Source organism: Bacillus xiapuensis (genome assembly GCF_002797355.1).
Classification (GTDB): Bacteria; Bacillota; Bacilli; order Bacillales; family Domibacillaceae; genus Bacillus_CE; species Bacillus_CE xiapuensis.
Genome location: NZ_KZ454939.1, coordinates 1,487,268 through 1,507,274, shown reverse-complemented (window position 1 = coordinate 1,507,274; position 20,007 = coordinate 1,487,268). Strand labels below are relative to the sequence as shown.

16 protein-coding genes and 1 pseudogene are annotated in these 20,007 nt (G+C 44.0%); 12 read left to right on the top strand and 5 right to left on the bottom strand.

Annotated features, from left to right (window positions below; translation table 11 throughout):
• The first annotated feature begins 36 nt into the window (after positions 1 to 36).
• Positions 37 to 2,493: a DsrE/DsrF/DrsH-like family protein gene (locus tag CEF20_RS07470; protein WP_100331215.1), complete on the top strand. Its 2,457-nt coding sequence runs from the start codon at positions 37 to 39 to the stop codon at positions 2,491 to 2,493.
• Positions 2,494 to 2,851: 358 nt separating this feature from the next.
• Here the strand turns inward: CEF20_RS07470 and CEF20_RS07465 are convergent, their stop codons facing one another.
• On the bottom strand, positions 2,852 to 3,448 hold the full coding sequence (locus CEF20_RS07465; protein ID WP_100331214.1) for a class I SAM-dependent methyltransferase: 597 nt from the start codon (positions 3,446 to 3,448) through the stop codon (positions 2,852 to 2,854).
• 604 nt (positions 3,449 to 4,052) lie between these two features.
• On the opposite strand from CEF20_RS07465, the gene CEF20_RS07455 reads away from it, so the two are divergent.
• From CEF20_RS07455 to CEF20_RS07440, 5 genes and pseudogenes are all read left to right on the top strand, one after another.
• A complete protein-coding gene (locus CEF20_RS07455) occupies positions 4,053 to 6,872 on the top strand; it encodes a 2-oxoglutarate dehydrogenase E1 component (RefSeq protein WP_100331212.1) in 2,820 nt (939 codons plus the stop codon).
• A 116-nt stretch (positions 6,873 to 6,988) separates the two neighbouring features.
• Positions 6,989 to 8,245, top strand: a complete 1,257-nt coding sequence (odhB, locus tag CEF20_RS07450) for a 2-oxoglutarate dehydrogenase complex dihydrolipoyllysine-residue succinyltransferase (protein ID WP_100331211.1) — start codon at positions 6,989 to 6,991, stop codon at positions 8,243 to 8,245.
• Between the two features lie 57 nt (positions 8,246 to 8,302).
• Positions 8,303 to 8,503, top strand: a complete 201-nt coding sequence (locus tag CEF20_RS17055) for a hypothetical protein (protein ID WP_232713396.1) — start codon at positions 8,303 to 8,305, stop codon at positions 8,501 to 8,503.
• A 1-nt stretch (position 8,504) separates the two neighbouring features.
• A complete protein-coding gene (locus CEF20_RS07445; RefSeq protein ID WP_100331210.1) occupies positions 8,505 to 8,687 on the top strand; it encodes a DUF1657 domain-containing protein in 183 nt (60 codons plus the stop codon).
• Positions 8,688 to 8,698: 11 nt separating this feature from the next.
• Positions 8,699 to 8,932 (top strand): annotated as a pseudogene (locus tag CEF20_RS07440) (spore coat protein); the annotation flags it as partial.
• Positions 8,933 to 9,050: 118 nt separating this feature from the next.
• Here the strand turns inward: CEF20_RS07440 and sda are convergent.
• On the bottom strand, positions 9,051 to 9,182 hold the full coding sequence (gene sda, locus CEF20_RS07435; RefSeq protein WP_100331208.1) for a sporulation histidine kinase inhibitor Sda: 132 nt from the start codon (positions 9,180 to 9,182) through the stop codon (positions 9,051 to 9,053).
• Between the two features lie 250 nt (positions 9,183 to 9,432).
• On the bottom strand, positions 9,433 to 10,746 hold the full coding sequence (locus CEF20_RS07430; RefSeq protein WP_100331207.1) for an IS1380-like element ISBco1 family transposase: 1,314 nt from the start codon (positions 10,744 to 10,746) through the stop codon (positions 9,433 to 9,435).
• A 344-nt stretch (positions 10,747 to 11,090) separates the two neighbouring features.
• On the opposite strand from CEF20_RS07430, the gene CEF20_RS07425 reads away from it, so the two are divergent.
• The 6 genes from CEF20_RS07425 to brnQ all read left to right on the top strand — a co-directional run bounded on the left by CEF20_RS07425 (position 11,091) and on the right by brnQ (position 17,830).
• On the top strand, positions 11,091 to 12,530 hold the full coding sequence (locus tag CEF20_RS07425; RefSeq protein ID WP_100331206.1) for an NAD(P)H-hydrate dehydratase: 1,440 nt from the start codon (positions 11,091 to 11,093) through the stop codon (positions 12,528 to 12,530).
• 17 nt (positions 12,531 to 12,547) lie between these two features.
• Positions 12,548 to 12,754, top strand: a complete 207-nt coding sequence (locus CEF20_RS07420) for a DUF6501 family protein (RefSeq protein ID WP_100331205.1) — start codon at positions 12,548 to 12,550, stop codon at positions 12,752 to 12,754.
• Positions 12,755 to 12,926: 172 nt separating this feature from the next.
• Positions 12,927 to 13,358 carry a Rok-like winged helix domain-containing protein gene (locus CEF20_RS07415; RefSeq protein WP_100331204.1) on the top strand — a complete coding sequence of 144 codons (432 nt, stop codon included), beginning with the start codon at positions 12,927 to 12,929 and terminating at the stop codon, positions 13,356 to 13,358.
• Positions 13,359 to 13,460: 102 nt separating this feature from the next.
• Positions 13,461 to 14,372 carry an ATP-binding protein gene (locus CEF20_RS07410; protein WP_100331203.1) on the top strand — a complete coding sequence of 304 codons (912 nt, stop codon included), beginning with the start codon at positions 13,461 to 13,463 and terminating at the stop codon, positions 14,370 to 14,372.
• Complete coding sequence (locus CEF20_RS07405) at positions 14,369 to 16,279, top strand: vWA domain-containing protein (protein ID WP_100331202.1); 1,911 nt, start codon at positions 14,369 to 14,371, stop codon at positions 16,277 to 16,279. Before CEF20_RS07410 ends, CEF20_RS07405 begins: the two co-directional genes overlap by 4 nt.
• A gap of 228 nt (positions 16,280 to 16,507) precedes the next feature.
• Complete coding sequence (gene brnQ, locus CEF20_RS07400) at positions 16,508 to 17,830, top strand: branched-chain amino acid transport system II carrier protein (RefSeq protein ID WP_100331201.1); 1,323 nt, start codon at positions 16,508 to 16,510, stop codon at positions 17,828 to 17,830.
• 150 nt (positions 17,831 to 17,980) lie between these two features.
• Here the strand turns inward: brnQ and CEF20_RS07395 are convergent, their stop codons facing one another.
• Complete coding sequence (locus tag CEF20_RS07395; RefSeq protein ID WP_100331200.1) at positions 17,981 to 19,156, bottom strand: toxic anion resistance protein; 1,176 nt, start codon at positions 19,154 to 19,156, stop codon at positions 17,981 to 17,983.
• Positions 19,153 to 19,809, bottom strand: a complete 657-nt coding sequence (locus CEF20_RS07390) for a 5-bromo-4-chloroindolyl phosphate hydrolysis family protein (protein WP_100331199.1) — start codon at positions 19,807 to 19,809, stop codon at positions 19,153 to 19,155. The genes CEF20_RS07395 and CEF20_RS07390 overlap by 4 nt, the downstream gene beginning before the upstream one ends.
• Positions 19,810 to 20,007 lie beyond the last annotated feature (198 nt).

The following is a 20,007-nucleotide window of genomic DNA, read 5'->3' as shown; positions in this document are numbered from 1 at the left end:
CCCCTACATGTATAAAAGGGGGGAGGAGGGATATCAATGAAAAAGAAAGTGATCATCATCGGTGGTGCAGCGGCTGGAGCAACCGCCGCTGCCCGTTTACGCCGTCTGGATCAAAAAGCGGAAATTATTTTGTTTGAGCGCGGTGAGTTTGTAGCTTATGCCAGCTGCGGCCTGCCCTATTATATTGGAGAAGTCGTGCAGCGAAAGGAGGACTTGCTGGTTCAAAGTACGGAAGGTCTGCAAAAACGATACCGCTTGGATATTCGCACGTTTCAGGAAGTGACAGCCATCCATCGCCAAAATCGGACGGTAGAAGTGAAGAATGTTCAAACAGGAGAAGAATACAGCGAATCATATGATTATGTCATTTTGGCCACGGGAGCATCCCCTGTCCTTCCTGATATCGAAGGCGCTCAAAAGGCTTCCAATATCTTCATGCTGAAAGATATAGCTGATGCAGACCGAATCAAAAAATGGATCGATGAGAAGGCGCCGAAAGAAGCTGTCGTCATCGGAGGAAGTCTTTCAGGTCTTGAAATAGCGGAAAACTTAAAAAAACGAGGCATTCAAGTAACCATTATTGAATCAGGGAGACAAGTAGTGAAAGCTCTTGATGAAGAGATGGCGGCCATTATTCAGCAGCATTTGCGTGGTCAAGAAATAGAGCTGATAGTCGGGCAAGCGCTGAAAGCCTTTGGCGATAAGGGCAGAAAGATTATGCTTGAAAATGGGGAGACGCTCACAAGCGACCTGACCATAATCGCTTCCGGCGCTTTAGCTGAAAATAAGTTGGCGAAGCAAGCGGGTCTGATGATCGGGAAAGCTGGCGGTGTCCAGGTGAATGAGCATTTGCAAACAAGCGATCCGCTGATTTACGCGATTGGAGATGCGGCCGAACGGGATATTGAGAAGACAGCTTCATTAGCAAATCGTCATGGACGGGCGGCGGCTGACCACATCAGCGGCAAAAAAGTGAGCGTAAAAGCGCATCTGGGAACAGCCGCTGCGCACGTGTTTGATCTTGGGATCGCCGCTACCGGAAAAAATGAAAAAACCTTGAAGAAGCTGGGCTTGCCTTTTGAAGCTGTCCACATTCATCCGTCTACTCATGCCAGTTATTATCCGGGAAGCAGCCCGATCACATTGAAGATGACTTTTCACCCTGAAACTGGGGAAGTATACGGAGCACAAGCCATTGGCAAACAGGGCGCAGATAAAAGAATAGATGTGCTGGCTGCTGCTATTGCTGGTGGATTAACGGTTTATGATTTGCAAGACCTTGAACTTATCTCTTCGCCGGCCTTCTCCACTCCGAAGGACCCTGTTAATTTACTCGGCTACGCGGCTGGCAATATTGCAGATGGTGAGATCTTGTCGGCTTCTGTCTATGAAGCAGAAGAAGCAGCTGCCGCTGGAAAAATGGTAATTGATGTCCGGGAAGCTTTCGAGCGTGAAATAGGCTATATGAAGGGAAGCCACAGCATTCCACTGGGGGAATTGACAGGACGATTAGAGGGCTTACCTAAGGATCAGCCGCTGTACGTATTATGTCAAGTCGGCCAGCGCGGAGCCCTCGCTGCCGCTTTATTACAGCAAAATGGCTTTGAAGTGTATAACGTCAGCGGCGGCTATAAAACATACGCGGCTCTGCAAAGGGAGAAAGAGGCGCAGCGGCGGCCAATAAAAAGGAAAAAAGCAGGTGAAAAAACGATCATGCCACAGTCAATTAAGCCTTCAGAGGGCGGCATAAAAGCCGATAGACAGTTGAATTGTACGGGTTTGCAATGCCCGGGTCCGATCAGTCAAGTATATCGGACTATGAATCTAATGAACACCGGAGAAATATTAGAAGTGACGGTGACGGATCCGGGATTTATTTCTGACGTCAAAGCATGGTGCAGCAAAACAGGAAACACATTTCTGGCGCATGCGTCAGAGAAAGCTTCAATGATTGTCTATGTTCAGAAAGGACACTCGCAAGATTTGAATATGAGTACGCAGCCTGCCAGTGCAGCTGAACCGCAAGGAGCAACGCTCGTTGTATTCGATCAGGATCTAGATAAAGCGATTGCCTCGTTTATTATTGCGACAGGGGCAGCGGCAATGGGCAAGAAAGTCACAATGTTCTTTACCTTCTGGGGATTGAACATCCTGCGTCGGGAAGAAGCTGTTTCTGTGGAAGGAAAGGATTTTATCGAGAAAATGTTTGGCAAAATGATGCCGCGCGGACCGAAACAGCTGCCTATTTCCAATATGAACATGGGCGGAATGGGAGCGAAAATGATCCGCTCCGTAATGGAGAAGAAAAATGTCGACAGCTTGGAAAAATTGATGGCTGCAGCGATGGAGCTAGGGGTGGAAATAACAGCCTGTGCGATGAGCATGGATGTGATGGGCATTCGAAAAGAAGAACTTATAGAAGGTGTTCAAATCGGCGGTGTGGCTTCCTACCTTGGAAAGGCTGAAGAGTCGAACGTCAATCTCTTTATCTAAGAGAGGGTGCTTTATTCTTGTCCTAAACGGATCAGCGAATCGGGCATTTGCAGGTGCCGTTACCTCCCGCACACACTTTTTTCTTCCCCGCTCTGTTTTGGAAACTTTATCTTCGGGGCAAAGAAGCAGTAAAACAAGCGTAACCAAATGAAAAGGTTGCGCTTGTTTTATAAAATAGTAAGCTCTCGGGAAAGATGATTATGAAAAATCTGCTTATTTGTCTGACAAATAAGCAGCGATTGCCGGCCATTTTCATTCTATTTCTCACTTTCGTCCCTGCGCGGCTTTGCTTTGAATTTTCCTTCATTAAAGGGCAAAACGAAGGGGGCATCCAACCGTCAAGAAGCCGAATTTCGTTTCATTTGACAGCTGTGACACAAACCGCTAATACAGGCCGCACGTTTTTATAGTGAACAGCCGCTCCGCAAAAACCGGCATTTTCAAGCTCTGCCCGAATGGTTTCTCCTAAGCGCTTCGTTTGATCGCTATCTGCATCTTTTTCCCGCGGCTGAACGGTAATGGCCAATTTTCCCCCTTCTTCTAATAAAGCATAAAGTGTGAGCAGTCCTTTTCGGCGGTCGGCCCATAAAGGATAATTATTGACAGTGTATATTTTATCGTAGCGGGTATCGGATTTGAAAGCGGTGATATCCTTCTCGTAAAGCCGCAGCTTTCCCTGATGAATTTGCCGATGATTGCGGCTGGCTGCCGCATCTTTCATCACGCCGGATTTATCCACCCCATCGATGCTCACAGAAGGACAGGCCTTAAACGCTTGTTCAATAGCGAAGCCGGGTCCGAAGCCAACTTCAAGCAGACGATCGTTCGGCTGTATCGTTAATCGTTTTAATGTCCAGCGGTTGATCTCCTTATTTTCTAATGACATAATTCCGCCGGCTATTTTTCCTTGAAGCCCTTTTGGTACTTCAAATTGTTTATTGAAATCAGCAAACATTCGTCTTTCCTCCTTTTGCTCTTTTATTCACTTTTTGCATCAAGCTGAAACACAAATTCATTGGAAAATGGTCTGAAGAGGAAAAAAAGAGTGAACGGGGGCAGGATTTGCCTCTATCGCGTTTACATTGAAGCAAAAACAGCAACCATAACAGCGGGATAAAGCAGAAAAAAAACTCCATAAAGCAGGGAAAAAAGGAGCAAATTTGCTTTGTGCGATTTAAAAGAAAATTTTTATAAAAAAGGATTGGATTTTCTTAGTAACAGTAGTAAGATGGTACTTGAAAAAAGGTGCCACATCTTTTCGGTGGAGGGGTTATGGTGGAATAAGCAAATGGGAAATCAATATTCGACTATAACGATTTTCACTTATTATATCTTTTTTTTCGCTGATTTTGTTGCCGATTTTCTATTTGTCACAAAAAATTAAGATTTTAAGTGCAAATGCTTTCCCTTCCTATTCGGCAGTGGTAAGATGTTCTTGTAAGCGGTTTTATTCCCGCTGTGCAGCAATTATTTTCGGACAGTATTCACTTGACGGAGATAGTCTTAAAACATTATGAAAAAGTAAAAATTAATGGGCGAATGGTTGGAGGTTTTTCAGAATGAACATGCAGACTGCCCAAGGAAATCCATGGAGTAAATTCTTTGGACCGAACCTTGGATATGTGATGGAAGTATATGAGCAATATTTGCAAGATCCGGAATCTGTGGATCCTGAATTGAAGCAAATGTTTGATGAGTGGGGTGCCCCTGTGGTGGAAGAGCCCGGAACAGAAGGGGGCCAAACAGCTGCACCTGCTTCACCAGGCGATTTAAAAGTATTATTCAACGCTGTAAAGCTAGCGGACAGTATCCGGATTTACGGTCATTTGGCTGCAGACATCAATCCATTAAATGACCGCAATAAGGACACGCGAAGAATCGAATTAAGCACATATGATTTAACAGAGGCTGACTTGAGAAAAGTTCCTGTGCAATATATTTGTCCTGATGCGCCTTCCCATGTGAAGGACGGATTTGATGCCATTCAGCATTTGAAGAAAGTCTATACCGATAAGGTAGCTTTTGAATTGGCTCAAGTGCACGATTTAGAAGAAAAGCAGTGGCTAAGAAGCCAAATTGAATCCACTGGCTATTATCCAACGTTTTCAAATGACCAAAAGGCTCAGTTGCTGAAACGCTTAACTGAAGTAGAGGGTTTTGAGAAGTTTATTCATAAAACATTTGTAGGACAGAAGCGTTTCTCAATTGAAGGATTAGACGCCATGGTGCCGCTTCTTGATGAACTGGTTCGCCTTTCCACTGAAAAAGGAGCGAAAACGATCAATATCGGCATGGCTCACCGCGGCCGTCTTAACGTTTTAGCCCATGTTCTTGGCAAGCCATATGAAATGATCTTTGCGGAATTCCAGCATGCGCCAAGCAAAAACATTCTTCCGGAAGGCTCTATGAAAATGACTACATACGGCTGGACAGGTGATGTGAAATACCACCTTGGAGCCGACCGCAGCATTAAAGAAGATGCAGCTACTACGCGGATTACGCTTGCGAATAACCCGAGCCACCTTGAAGTAGTCACCCCGGTTGTGGAAGGATACACTCGCGCTGCCCAAGAAAATCGGAACAAAGCGGGGGTTCCTGAACAAAACACGGATTCGGCACTTGCGATTTTGATTCATGGCGATGCCGCGTTTCCAGGGCAAGGAATCGTCAGCGAAACATTTAATATGAGCCGTGTTCCCGGCTATCAGACAGGGGGAACTATTCATATTATTGCCAATAATATGATCGGCTTCACTACAGAAAGCTATGATTCCCGCTCTACTCGATACGCATCTGATTTGGCCAAAGGATTTGAAGTGCCGATTGTTCACGTCAATGCCGATGATCCGGAAGCTTGCTTAGCTGTAGCTCTGATGGCTGTTGAGTACCGCAATCTGTTCGGCAAAGATTTCGTGATTGATTTAATCGGTTATCGGCGTTTTGGCCACAATGAAATGGATGAGCCAATGACCACTAATCCGATGATGTATCAAATAATTCATCAGCATCCGACTGTGCGGGAGCTGTATGCAGCCAAGCTTGCCGATCGCGGGGTTCTGTCGAAAGAAGAGGCAGACAAACTGTATAAGGATAATGAGAACAAGCTGAAAGCAATATATGAAAAGGTTCCAAAGAAAGATGACAATCCGGATATCATAATGAACCCGCCGAAATTTGTCGAAAAAGAGCTGCCTTCCGGAGAAACCGCGGTTGACATTGAAACACTGAATAAACTAAACACCGAATTATTAAACTGGCCGGAAGGTTTTAACGTATTTAAAAAGCTGGATCGAATTTTAAAACGCCGGAAAGACGTATTTGAAAGGGAAGGAAATGTTGACTGGGGCCATGCTGAAGCGTTAGCATTTGCCACCATCTTGAAGGATGGCACACCGATTCGTTTGACCGGACAAGATTCGCAGCGCGGAACTTTTGCTCACCGCAATCTTGTTCTTCATGATGAAAAGACAGGCGAAGAATTTATTCCGCTTCATCATTTGGAAGGTGTGGATTCCTCTTTTGTAGTCATTAACAGCCCGTTAACGGAATCGGCCATTGTCGGCTATGAATATGGCTACAATGTATTTTCTCCCGAAACATTGGTTCTTTGGGAAGCGCAATTTGGCGACTTTGCGAATATGGCTCAAGTAATGTTTGACCAATTTGTTTCTTCAGGCCGAGCAAAATGGGGACAAAAATCCGGACTGGTTATGCTGCTTCCTCATGGATATGAAGGGCAGGGTCCTGAGCATTCAAGCGGAAGAATGGAACGCTTCTTGCAGGGGGCTGCTGAAAACAACTGGACCGTGGCCAACCTTTCGTCCACCGCTCAGTATTTCCATATTCTGCGGAGACAAGCGTCCATTTTGCAAAAAGAAGAGGTGCGCCCGCTTGTCATCATGACGCCGAAGAGCTTGCTTCGCCATCCATTAGCAGCGTCTAAGGCTTCTGAATTTGCAGCCGGTTCATTTAAGCCAGTCGCAGCCGAACCGCGACTTGGAGACAAGCCGGAAAAAGTGGAAAGAATCGTTCTTTGCAGCGGAAAAGTGGCGATCGACGTAGCTGAACAAATCAACAAAATGGAAGGCCTTGACTGGCTGCATGTATTGCGCGTAGAAGAGATCTATCCTTTCCCTAAAGAAGAAATTGCTGAGTTTTTAAGTCATTATCCAAATGTAAAAGAATTGGTGTGGCTGCAAGAAGAACCGCAAAATATGGGGGCATGGACGTATATTGATCCAAGACTTCGAGATGTGGCGCCTGAAGGTGTCCGCGTGCGCTACATTGGCCGCCGCCGCCGTTCCAGCCCTTCTGCTGGGGATACAGTGGTTCATAAGAAAGAACAAGAGCGAATTTTAAACGAAGCGTTAACTAAGTAAGCAATGGGGATGAAAGCGGACTGTATTCAACTTGTTTGAATGCTGTTTCGCTTTTCCGTCACCATGGTAAATATATTATATATTAATGATGAGACATTTTAGAGGAGGACACGATAGTGGCTGAAATTAGAGTTCCAGAGCTGGCAGAATCAATCACAGAAGGTACAATTGCACAATGGCTCAAACAACCTGGAGATCATGTAGAAAAAGGAGAATACATCGTAGAGCTTGAGACCGACAAGGTGAACGTGGAAGTGATTTCTGAAGAAGCCGGTGTAATCCAAGAATTAAAAGCAGCAGAAGGCGACACCGTTGAAGTTGGACAAGTCATCGCAGTTGTAGGGGAGGGGGCAGCAGCTCCAGCAGAAAAAACAGCTCCACAAGAAGAAGCAAAAGCGCAGGAAGAGCCAAAAACGGCAGAAGCGCAGGAGAACGAGCAAGCGGCTCCAGTGCAAGAAGACAATAAACAGCGTCCGATTGCTTCTCCAGCAGCTAGAAAGCTTGCCCGTGAAAAAGGCATTGATCTGACGGAAGTTCCTACAGTGGATCCGATGGGCCGCGTTCGCAAGCAGGATGTGGAAGCATATTCCAAACAGCCGGCGCCAGCTGCTCCGAAGACAGCTCCAGCCGATGCTTCCAAGACAGCATCAGCATCTAAGCAAGCGGACAGCAAACCGGTTGAACGCGTACGCATGAGCCGCCGCCGTCAAACCATTGCGAAAACATTGGTTGACGTTCAGCATACGGCCGCTATGCTGACTACCTTTAATGAAATCGATATGACAGCTGTGATGGATCTTCGCAAACGCAAAAAAGAGAAGTTCCAGGAAGATCATGATGTGAGACTTGGATTTATGTCTTTCTTCACTAAAGCATGCGTCGCTGCGCTGAAGAAATACCCGTATGTTAATTCAGAAATTGACGGAAACGAATTTATTCTGAAAAAGTACTATGATATCGGTGTAGCTGTTTCAACAGAGGATGGTCTAGTTGTGCCGGTTGTTCGTGATTGCGACCGCAAAAACTTCGCGGAAATCGAAAGCGACATTTATAACCTGGCAGTGAAAGCACGCGATAATAAATTGGCGCTAAGCGATCTTCAAGGCGGATCCTTTACGATCACTAATGGCGGTGTGTTCGGCTCATTGCTGTCCACGCCAATACTAAACGGCCGCCAAGCGGGGATTTTGGGCATGCATACTATCCAGACACGTCCGGTAGCCATCGATAAAGATACTATTGAAAACCGTCCAATGATGTATGTGGCTCTTTCATATGACCATAGAATTATTGACGGCAAAGAAGCAGTAGGCTTCTTGAAAACTGTAAAAGAATTAATTGAAAATCCTGAAGACCTGCTGTTAGAAGGTTGATGGAAGGAGTGAAGGCCGGTCCTGTTAAAGGACTGGCTTTTTTTATGCGAGTCTGGCATGATCCAGCCTGAATTCCATGAGCCGTGGGCAGGAACTGAACGTATGGCATTGCGGGAAGATGAAAGTTGCCGTTTATCTAGTGGATTGGGGCATTCACTCAGCTTTTGTAAGCATCTGAAAGCAGCCCTGTATTTTGTGCATACTTCACAGCTGTACTGCCATAATAATGATGAAGCCATAAGCAGAAAGGAGCACTAACATGCCTATAAATCAAATGGAGCTACAGAATATCCGCCATTTAATCGGGGGACATCAAACCGTCGCGGCAAAACTTGAAACTTTTGCTGAGCAAACACAAAATGTCCAATTAAAGCAAATGCTGCAGCAAGACGCAGCAGCGGCCAAAGCTTCCTGCCAAAAGCTACTTTCATTTTTACAATAGGAGGGCAATAGATGCTAAACGAAAAAGAAATGATCAATGATTACCTATCGACGATTAACGCCAGCTTGAGCGCCTATGGAAATATCATCTCGCAAACGGATAACGAACAGCTTCGGCAAGCTTTTATACAAATGAGAAACGGTGATGAAGCAAGGCAGCGCCGCGTGTATGAATTTGCCACTCAGCATCATTATTATCAGCCGGCAAGCGAGGCGCTTCCACAAGAAATACATCAGGTTAAATCCGCCTTTCAGCAGCCGCAGGCGACAAACTATGCCGCTCAGCCTAGTATGTTCAACCCTCAGCAAAGACCTCATTTTTAGCCATAATTAAAGGTGTGCCTAATCCGGCACACCTCATATTTTAATTTTTGCTTAGCATTAATCCTCTTTTTTTCACTTCATTATATAGCATTCTTATCCAATCGTGATCTTGACCTTTCTTCTTGGCATCCCGGTAGGCAGCTACTAGCATTTCATTACTCATAATCTTCATGAAATAACCTCCTTATTTTGGTCAAAGTATCGCATGGCAAGGATTAAAAAAATAAACCTGAAATATTCATAGCTACAAATCCCATTTGATAAAATTTGTTAAATTAGTTGAACATAACGGTATTTAATTAAGAACCGTAGCCAATTCATAAAATAACTGAATTTTCAATAGAACAACTCTGGTATTTTGGGCATACTTCCCCCTTGACTGAAAAATTTATTTTTTTCAGTTATGAGAAGTATTCTATTGGTCATTCCAATTGTAGTTTTTGAATTCGATTCAGTACATCCCAAAAGAAATTTTGATACACAAAACTCGATGATAGTTTGAAGTAAAGGGATCTACCTGATTTCACGACTTTACTTGCCGCTTTAATTAACCGAGTACGTATCGTATCAATTTGCATAGTTTTTTGACCTTCCGGAAAACAAAGAGTTCGTAACCAATTGGTCAAATTATATGCAAGAAGTGTTAACATCATTTTTACTTCGTTCACTAGAAAAGCGTGGCTATTCATATGATCAAAGTAAAAGCCATTTTTTGCTTCTTTGATATAGTTTTCCATCGTCCCTCTTTTTTGATAAGCTCGGACGATATCTTGAGGAAAAGCTAATTCAAAGTTAGTAACAAAAAAGGAATGGGTAAAGAACAGCTCACCTGCAGGACGTACCAATTGAATAATCACCCTTCTTGGTTTTGACCATGATTTTGCTTGGTAAATCGTTTCTTCATAATAGGTTTCCGTCTTGGAAACATCTAAAGGTGCGGAAGAAGGATGGTATTCCTTCGCTAAACTTTGTAGTTGTGAATTCGATTTCAACCGAATAATATACAAAACAGATTCTTCTTCACACAGATCGTATAATCCCGGAACAGTAAACCCGCTATCTCCACGAAGAAACAGGGTAGTTTCCGGAAACATTTCGTTATAATGTTTAATGAGAGGCCGAATAAATTCCACCACACCATTTGATGTATAAACATTTCCGGGACGGAGTTGTGCTTTCAAAAAGTCACCAGTCGCACCATCAAAGGCGACTAATGGATGAAAACCCATCGTGCCATAATGAGTATTATATGACGAAGATTCTTGGTCCCCATATGTATCCGAATGAGTCGAATCCAAGTCGATAAATAACTCTTTCGATTGTCGAAAACAATGAATCTTATCAAGCATTTCTTGGTTAGCCAGATTTAATTGTTCAATTGAATCTTTATCAAATCGTGTATAAAAGCGAGACAAACTGGGCTGGGAAGCAAGTGTTGGAGTTTCAATGATTTCCTTAAACACAGGATCATGAGTCAACTGATCAGCCGCATCATCTTCCGCATACCCGGCAATGATTTGATAGACTTTTTGACGTAACAAGTTTTCATTTGAATGAAGATAATATTTCCTTGAATCGTTAAGTCTCAAGTACTTAACTAAAGTCTTTGAAAAACCAATTTTTTCATCGAATTCTCTAAAAAGAAACTCACCTGTATCGGAGGAAAGAGAACCTCCATCATTTGACAATTTAATTTTATGATTGAAATCAAGTGTTTTTTGCGTTAAAGTAACCATATAAAAAGTCCTTTTTGTTTGGTTACTTTAACTTTAACAGAAATGGATTCTTTTTTCATTTTTTTAATGAATTACAATAAAGCCGAAAAGGCTTGGTAATCCATAAGTTATAATAAGTTTCTGAATTTCTGTGAATAATTCAGGATAAAGAATGATTCTTTATTTTCTATGTATTATACAGGTGAATGGCGGATTTTGAAAGAAAAAAGCTGTAACTTATTCAAAAGTAATAAAATTGAAAAAAACATAGCGTTTGTCAAGAGTTTTTGATCAGTATACAATGATAAGAGAATAAATCATACATAGATTATAATCATATTATGTAAAGTAAAGGGGGCAGCAAGATGTATTTATACAGCCGTCAAGATATTGAGCGTGCTGACGAGCAAGCAATACATAGAGGGCTTTCGGCATTTACATTAATGGAGAATGCCGGGCGGGGGCTGTTTTATCAAGTGAAGGAATTAATCAGCAAGCGGGATCAAATTCTCGTTTTAAGCGGAAGAGGCAATAATGGCGGTGATGGCATTGTTTTGACCCGCTATTTGAGACAAGCCGGATATGCGGTTGATTTAGTCTTTCCTGCCGGCTTAGTACAAAGTGAAGAGGCGCTCAAGCATTTGCATTATTTCCGGGAAGTGGGCTTTCAGGAAGCGCCGTTTCAACCAAGCAAAAGATATGATGTAATTATAGATAGTCTTTTAGGAATTCGAACGCGGCTGCCTCTGTCAGAATCGATCAAAACAGTGATAAGCTGGGCGAACAGTCAAACGGCTTTAAGAATTGCGATTGACTTACCGACAGGCGTGACGGCCAATACGGGGGAAGCGGATGAAGGAGTATTTCAGGCGGATTATACTTTCGCATTGCACGGTTACAAACCGTCCCGTTTTCTGTTCCCTTCTGAACGATTTTACGGTCAAACGGCAGTGATTGACATCGGTTTGCCTCAATGGAGCAAGTGGAGAATATGGACGAAGGAGGATGTGCAAGCGACCTGGCCGCCTAACCCTTCCAATGCCCATAAAGGCAGCTTTGGACACGGGCTGCTGATCGCCGGTAGTGATCAAATGCCGGGCAGCGCGGCGTTAGCGGCAATTGGAGCATTGCGGTGCGGCATTGGAAAGCTGACGATTCAGACATCACAATATGCGGCGGCTATTATCGCCTGTCATGCTCCGGAGGCGACCTACGAGTTTTCCAAAGAATTAGAGCCGCTGGACCGCTTCGACGGCCTAGCGATCGGCTGTGGCTTGCCGCCTGATGACCAGTTGGAGCGGACGATTTTACAATGCTTGCAGCATGAAGGAGTCCTGATTTTGGATGCCGGCGCGCTTAGTCCACGAAGTTATCGGCTGCAAGAGCGAAAAGCGAATGTGCTCCTCACGCCTCATCCTGGGGAATTCGCACGGATTACTGGCGGATCAGTGCAAACTATACAGAAAAGACGAATCGAATTGGCCTCTGAATATGCGCGTGAACAGCGAGTGACTGTATTATTAAAAGGGCAGTATTCAGTGATTGCCTTTCCTGACGGGACAGGTATAATAAATATGAGCGGGAATGAAGCGCTCGCTAAAGGCGGGACAGGAGATATGCTGACGGGCATGCTGTTGGCTGGCATAATGCGCACGTCTGACTTTAAGGCAGCCGTAGGGAATGCGGTCTTTCTGCACGGCGCTTGCGCCGATGAATGGACAGCTGACCGGGGAGCTTCTGCACTCAGCGCGCATGATATGAATGCGCTCATTCCTGTAGTCATGAAGAAAATAACAGGCAAATAAAAGGAAGGGAGTAAGTTATGAATCATCTTACGTGGCATGAGAAAGCAACGCTTAAAAAAGTAGAATGCTTGCATACTAATGCAAAAAAATACATGGTCAAAAACAGACTGACACCGGGAAAGCAATATGATGTCAAAAATGAGACGGAAGAATTCTTTTTCGTAGTTGATAATCACGGCAAGATTTCCGGATTTTATAAGGATTATTTTCAGGAAGTGAAGTAAGGAACGCCCGGTTTTCATCCGGGTTGTGGCACCATGTTCTATTGTTTAATAAGCGGCGCTCACAACAAATATTTGCTGATATGATGGACAGCGAAGCGCCGATGCATAAATAATAGTGGAGAGGTATGCTTTATATAACAGAACTGCTTTAGTTTATTTAGGGGGAGTTTCATTGTTTGATGAGAGAATGGCTTTAAAAATCAGATTGGAACAGCTGGCTGATTCAGAGCTGAATATTATTCGCGAGTTTAATAAGGAGCGCGAGAAAATATTTCAGCGTCTGAAGGAATTAGATTTGGCGGAATCAGATCAAAAGCATGAACAGAAAGAGATGATTGCTTTGACGACGGTGGGAAGCCATCCGCCGGTGAAAAAGCGAAGAGGACGGCGCAGTGAGAACCTGGAGGAGCTACGCGATGAGGCGATCACGATTTTAAAAGCGCAAAACACTCCGATTCGCGGCGTTGAATTGCAGCGGAAAATTGAGGAGAATACGGGTAAGAAAATTGCGAACATGACGACTTTTATGGTCGCGCTTGAACGTGAGCATCCCCGCGTCCGCAAGCTAGGGAGAGGCTTGTACATATATGATTACGAAAACTGATTGCCTTTGCAATCAGTTTTTTAAATGTTTTGAAAACAAACCAGCTAATGCAGTGAAAACAAATTCATCGAGATATTATGTTAGAATTAACATCTGAAATGGATGAAGAAAGGAAGGATAGATGTGCTGCTGAACGAACTGCCTGATGAAGTGCAAAAGCAAATGAATGACCGAAAACAATTGTTTACCAATGACCACGCTGAATGGCTGGTTGGGGAAGGCGGATACGAGCCGGAAGATCGTTCCATTCTGCAGGATGCTATTATTGCATTGCTGCAAGGCAAGCATATCCTGCTAAAGGGACCTACCGGTTCCGGCAAAACGAAGCTGGCCGAAACCTTATCAGCCATTTTTTCGCAGCCAATGCATAGCATCAACTGCTCAGTTGATTTAGATGTGGAAGCTATGCTTGGATATAAAACGATCGTTGAAAAAAAAGGAAAAAACAGTATTGACTTTGTTCCCGGTCCTGTGGTTAAAGCAATGAAGAACGGACATTTGCTGTATATAGATGAGATTAATATGGCCAAACCTGAAACATTGCCTGTCTTGAACGGAGTGCTTGATTATCGCCGAAGGATAACAAATCCATTGACAAGTGAAGTGATCGAGGCAAAGCCTTCTTTTGGGGTGATCGCTGCAATCAACGAAGGCTACATCGGAACGGTTCCGTTAAATGAAGCGTTAAAAAACCGGTTTATCGTCATCGAAGTTCATTACGTGAGCGGTTCCACCCTGCGCAAGATTCTGGAGAAAGAATCGATGCTTCAAGATCCGAAGATGATTCAGCGCTTTACCGACTTGTCACAAGATTTAATTGTGCAGGTAAAGAATGGACAGGTGTCTGACGAAGCGGCTTCCGTCCGCGCGCTGATCGATGCCTGCGATCTCGCCGTGCATTTGCCGCCGTTAAGAGCTATTAAGCGGGCTATTGTTGATAAACTTGAAGATGAACGCGAGCAAGCCGCCGTTTTAAATATAGCTGAAACCATTTTTGGTGAGGCGGTCACATGAAACGTTTTATCCAATTCAATGATGAAACGGTCGATTCGTTTTTATTTATGCAGCTGTCCGATTTGGCTAAAACCTTAACAAGGGATCCGGAAATAGAGGTCGAATATGGTCCGCATTCTTATATGAATAAACGGGAACATGTTATTTATGTCAGTCATTTTTGGAATCATAGGCCGCAAGAAGACTTGTGGAACGGTTACAAGTCAGATGTCTTTTTGCGTGCGGCCGGAAATGGTTTTGTTGATGATCAGGCGCTTGAAGAATATGCCGGCAAGGCGGAGCAGTCAGCTATTCCGTCATTTGCCAAACAGCTGTTTGTGCTCGCTGAGGATTTGCGGATTGAAGAAAAAGTCAAACAGCTGCGTCCCGGCACGAAGAAGGCGTTTCATGTGCGAAGAAAAGTGCTGCGCCATCATTTTCAAACCCAGCTGGAGGTTAATCTGGTCAAAAGCCTTTCAGCGGATGCTCTATTTTCCTTCTTGTACTTACTATTAAACGCGGAAGCCCCGATCGATCCGCCGGCTATTAAGGAAAAATTGGATGAAAATATGCCATTTATCGTCAGCAAAGCGTTCGATTTTTACGAGGCTGATTCAACAAAAGCGACCGCAGCCATCTGTGAACGCATAGTTGAGAGACTGAATTATGTGCTCGGATGCGATATGTTAAATGAGTATTTCCATCTTCCTGACCGCAGCAATTGGCAAGAAGAGCTTACGTACCATGATCTGAAAAGAAAGGACCCGCTCCTAAATGACGATCAGCTGGAGGCAGATCCATCCGAAACAGCAGAAATATTCAATGAAGAGTTTCGCACCTGGCATCGTGAAACGAGCGAGCCAGGAACAAGCTTTATGCAATTTGATCTCGAGAGGGGGACTAAGACGAATTTGATGGGAGACGGAGCCAGAGAAGGAGAGGCGGGTGACCAGGCACTGGCGATGGCACAAGGATCAGCAAAGCAAACAAGTCATCAAGACTTTTCCAAGCTTCAAGCGCAGCAGCTGCAAGATGAAAGAAAAAGCGGCGGAAATGAACCGGTATTCGGCAAGGCAAACCGCTTTGCTGTTCCAGTATTTGATCCGGTTCAACGGCCACACCCTCTTGATAAGAAGAATTATAAAGACAAGCAGGTTCTTGTGGCTCCGCTGCAAAAAAAATTACAAAGAATAATGGAAAAGACGCTGGAGTTTAAAAAAAACCAGCCGAAAAACGATCTTTATTGGGGGCGTTTAAACAAGAAGCTGTTGCGTTTTTTTGTTGATGATCAGCCTCGGCTTTTTTATAAAAAGCAGCAGCCTTCAAAGGAAATGGATGCAGTATTCAGTTTGCTGGTCGACTGTTCAGCTTCAATGAAGGATAAAATGGAAGAGACGAAGCTCGGAATCGTGTTATTTCATGAAGCGTTAAAATCGCTCAAGGTTCCTCATGAAGTCACCGGCTTCTGGGAAGACACGAGTGAAGCGACGGATACAAGGCAGCCCAACCATTTTCAAACAGTTATTAGCTTTAATACTTCTTTGCTCGCGGCAAGCGGCCCTGAGATCATGCAATTAACGGCCGAAGAGGATAATCGAGATGGCTTTGCCATCCGCCTCATGACAAATATTTTGAAGAAAAGAGCAGAAAAGCAAAAGTTTTTACTCATTTTTTCAGATGGTGAGCCAGCCGCCTATGACTATGACCGCAATGGCATCATGGATACGCATGAAGCTGTGCTTCAAGCACGCAAGCTGGGCATTGAGGTGATCAATATCTTTCTGTCTGACGGAGAATTGGAGGAGAGCCAGCGGAATACCGTTCAAAATATATACGGTAAATATAGTATTTTCACCTCTAATATTCAGGAGCTGCCCAGCATTTTATTTCCGCTCTTGAAAAAGCTATTATACAAAAGCTTAGGATAGGAAGGACTGATACAGGTCTTTTCTATCCTGTTCACATTTCAATCATTGCGAAACTCATATGAGGCGTTTTCTATTTTTATATTAAAAATTCAAAAAATTCAATTGACAGAAATAATCGAAATAAGTAGAATTAAACTCGGCGCCAGGAAAAGAATTGGGTCGGAGCCTGGCGAATTCATCACTCAGATATCCTTTACTTCATATGAGTATCTCGAGAGGAGAATATCCATGAAAAATAGAGAGATATTCTTTACCGGACTAATGCTCTTTGCTTTATTTTTTGGAGCGGGTAATTTAATTTTTCCTCCTTTCCTGGGAATGGAGGCGGGTACGTCTTTTTGGCCAGCCATTATCGGCTTTGTCATTACGGGCGTCAGTTTGCCGATTTTAGCGGTGATTGCCATTTCACTGACTGCAGGTGGCGTAGCAGCAATCGGCAGTCAGGTGCACCCTTTATTTGGCTCGATCTTTGCTCTCATCGTGTATTTGGCTATCGGTCCGTTTTTTGGCATTCCGCGCGGAGCAAGCGTAGCTTACGAAATGGGCGTGCAGCCTTTTATGGAGGAGCCTAATGCTCTTTGGCTGTTTTTGTTTATGACGGTGTTTTTTGCCGTCGTGTATTTTCTTAGTTTGAACCCGAGCAAGCTGGTTGATCGGATCGGGCAATGGCTTACACCAGCTTTATTGCTGGCGATCACCGCTCTTTGCGTGGCTGCTTTCTTGACCTTTGATGCACCGCTTTCTGCGCCGGCTGAAAAGTATCAGCGGACTCCTTTTATAACAGGGTTTATTGAAGGCTATTTAACGATGGACACAATTGCTGCTTTAGCTTTCGGCATTGTGGTCGTATCTGCCTTTTCAGACCGCGGCGTCGCAATGGATAAATCCACGCGGCTGAAATCCACCGTTTCAGCAGGAATCATTGCTGGGATTGGCCTAGCGGCCGTTTACATCTCTATAGCATGGATCGGAGCCAAAATGGAAGGAAGCGAAGGATTGGAGAATGGGGGAGCGGTCCTAACAAAGGCCTCGCAAACTTTATTCGGAAATGGCGGACAAGTGCTGCTCGGCATCATTGTCTCATTAGCCTGTCTGACTACGTGTATCGGGCTCATATCAGCATGCGCCAAATACTTCAGTGAAAGATGGCCAAAGCTTTCTTACCGAATGCTGGTAATGTGGCTGACATTGATTAGTTTCGCGATCGCTAACTTAGGATTATCACAGATTATCGCGATTTCTGTACCGGTATTGATCACTATTTATCCATTTGCAATCGTGCTCGTCATCTTGTCGTTTATTGCTCCCTTTATTCACCGTCCAAAGGGGCTGTATATCGGCGCGGTCGCCATGACAGCTGTTTTCTGCCTGCATGACGGCCTAAAAGCTTTTGAGCTTCCGGTCAGCGGTTTGAATCAGGCGATTTCTTGGGTTCCATTTTTCTCATCGGGACTGGGATGGATTCTTCCGGCTGTTGCCGGCGGCTTAGCAGGATTATTGATTAACCGCGCTATTTATAATAGAGAAAGACGGCATCAGCAGATCAATTAACCCAATAGGCATGACTCCGATAATGGCAGCGGGGCATGCCTATTAAGTTTGCGCTGGCCAGCCGGAATATTACCCCAGAACGATTTAAAAAAACAACAGGCTCCTCTAAGGTTGAATGTAGCCATACGAACCTTAGGGAGCCTGTCAAGTTTACTTTAAATTCATCAGTTTTTGCTTCAGTTCATTTTCCATCGAGCTTAATTCTTGTTCCGCTTGTTTTCGTTTTGCCCGTCCTTCTTGCTGAATCCGTAAAGTTTCTTCCAGCGTAGAAATTAAGTTGGACTGCGTTTTCTTCAATGTATCAATATCAACTAAACCGCGCTCATTTTCTTTAGCTGTTTCAATCGTATTGGATTTGAGCATTTCAGCGTTTTTCAAAAGCAAATCGTTGGTTGTTTGTGATACTTGCTTTTGGGATTCCATCGCTTTCTTTTGGCGGACAAGAGTTAAAGCGATGGCTACTTGGTTTTTCCATAAAGGAATCGCGGTCAAAATAGAAGACTGGATTTTTTCAGCCAGAGCCTGATTCATATTTTGAATCATTCTAATTTGCGGAGCGCTTTGGATTGTAATTTGCCGGCTTAACTTCAAGTCGTGCAGGCGCTTTTCCAGGCGGTTAGCAAATTGAACCATATCATTCACTTCTTGAAACGCCATTTGGTCTCCGCTTTCTTGCGCCTTTTGCCGGAGAGCCGGTATCGTTTTCGTTTCCAGCTCTTCCAGCTTTAATTCTCCGGCGGCGATAAAGATATTCAGTGCCTGGAAATACTCTTTGTTTTTTTCATAAAGCTGTTCGAGAAGCTGAATATCTTCCAGAAGAATTTCTTTGGAGTGGCTTAATTTTATGCTGATGCGGTCAATTTGGCTGCCGACCTTTTGGTATTTTGAAAGAATCTCTTGAATAGAGCCGGATACTTTATGAAAAATTCGGCTGAACATGTTTTTCTTCTCGGGACGCAGCTCATCCGGATTCACGGATTGCAGCTTCTTCATTAAATCATTCAAAATGTCTCCAATCGTGCCGATATCCTTTTGCTGCACATGATCGAGCATCGAGTGGGAAAAGCTTGAAAGCTTTGATTGAGCGGAAGTGCCATAGCTAATGATAGCCTGATGATTCGCCGGATCAATTTGATGAGCTAATTCCTTGGCTTTTTGCTGATGTTCAGCAGGGAGCACATCAATCAGTTTTTTTTCAGAGGAGCCGGCCGCCGGTGAAGCGGTTTCCGCAAGGCTGTCTCCAAAAGGGGCAGCAAGTAAATCATCCAGATCATTCATTTGATTATGAGCAAGAGCAGTTGCTTTCTCTTTATCTTCACGGGTCATGGTTTAATACTCCTTTCATCCTTAGGCTCAGTTAATTCAGGTTTTTTTAAAGAATGCTTCGCAACATCAAGTTCGAAGGATAAATGTTCAATGTCTTTCGCTAACACCTTTTGCAAATCTTTTTCCAATGTTTGCGATAGATCATCTAAGGTTTCTTTCGTTTCTAATAATGAGCGTTTTACAGATTCGTCTTTAATCTTCTGCGTGTTTAAATACGCGTACTTTTCTGCCAGCTCTACGACAGAATCCAGATGGGAATAGAAAAAGGACTCCGCTTCGTAAAAACGTTTCGGCTCTTTCTTCACAATGGAAAAAATTCTCCGAACCAGGCGGTTCAATACGATCATCTGCTTGAAAGAACGGATGCTGCGAACGCGGATAAACACCGCTTGCAGCCGGCTGAGCTTCTTGCGCGCCTCCTTCATATTATCCAGGATAAAGGTCAATTCCTGTCTGGTAATTCCATGCTTTTTATATAGACGGGTATTCGCGTAGCGTCCGATTCCGAAAAAAAGTGCCGCTCCACCCGCTGCGCTAATGGCACCGGTCACGATAGGAGAGAAATGAAACTGGCTGTATAATATAGCTCCGATTGTGCCGGCAGCAGGAATGGCGATCAGTGCCCTAAAAAGGATAAAATAAGAATTTCTCATATGACTCACTCCATTAGGATTTTACTTGTAATACGCAACATTCGCCAAAAGGTTTCATATTAGGTAGTTTTTCTATTGAGAAACTACCTTTACTTTAAATCTAAAGAGAAATAAATGTCAAATTAAAAGCAGAAGCCGGAAGTCTTCTGCCAAGCGTGCTGACAATCCTCGCATACGCTGCGGCTAGTCTTTTTTACC